General features: G+C 43.4%; 2 protein-coding genes. Both read left to right on the top strand.

Annotated features, from left to right (window positions below):
* Positions 1 to 556: hypothetical protein (locus tag A3750_RS26310; protein ID WP_197475104.1), on the top strand; the 556-nt coding region annotated here is incomplete at its 5' end.
* Positions 557 to 567: 11 nt separating this feature from the next.
* On the top strand, positions 568 to 984 hold a 417-nt coding region (locus A3750_RS16995; protein WP_156498673.1), incomplete at its 3' end, for a hypothetical protein.

The raw sequence follows: 984 nt of genomic DNA, 5'->3' as shown, positions 1-984 counted from the left end.
AACTGTTCCGCGCAAACGGCAGCAGGGTCTGATTTATCCCGACGTCAGCCGGGTTCGTAGTGATACCGATAAGGTTTATTTCGACTATACCAATCAAGACTTTTGTTCATCGGTTGAAGTTGACCGGGAAGCAAACAGCTTTTCTATAAGTTTTAAGATTCAGGGTTTTACCAAAGTCCAACGATACTTTGGAACCAAGTGTGTTGACTTAAAAAGCGATGTGATAAAGGGAATGTTAGCCGAGCATCTGCGCTTTGTGGATTTAGGGCCTCTAAAGTTTGCGGCAAATGCTTGGTTAGGGCGTCCTAAGGGGAGATCGTCTGATTGCAGAATTACAGATGACTTGACTGGAGAGAAAGTTAATCTGACGGAGCAGCGCGCCAAGCTGATTGAAGAAACCTGCTCTATTAGTTTGGGGGGTAGTGATTCGGTTGTCGTTGCTCAGTCGGTAATAGATAACATTCCTAATGTCTCCAAAAACCGCAGGTTCAAGAAAATTAGTATTGATGAGGCTTTGCCTACGCTCAAGTCGATTTGTAAAGCTCATCGGGCGTAGGCGATATCTCTATGCACAGGAAAAGTCTGGTTAAAAAGGGGCTGGGTAAGCACAGCTTTTTGCAGAAAGCTTTTCCTTACCCAGATTATATTCAGATCCGATTCAAGGAAGACCTAACGGCTGAGTGTATCGACTTCTTAAATACAAATTGTTTGCAACCCTATGAACCAATATCGGATGACGATACTTCATTGGTCATGGGGTTTGCGCCAGAGTGGGAATACGGCTTTCATCTTTATCAGCCAAATGAGCAGGTTACTGAATGGATTACTTCAATGAGGCTCATAGGTGAATGCCTAATTACTAAGGTCGAGATAGCTTTTGATTGGTACTTAAAAGACAGGGAATCAGCACTACAGTTGATGCTTAATTGGCTTCGACATGCATGTATTAACCATAGAAGGTCTACAGAGCAAGACCTCTTGGAT

Source organism: Oleiphilus sp. HI0079 (assembly GCF_001635105.1).
The sequence above is the reverse complement of the archived record's forward strand: the minus strand, read 5'-3'. Positions and strand labels throughout refer to the sequence as shown.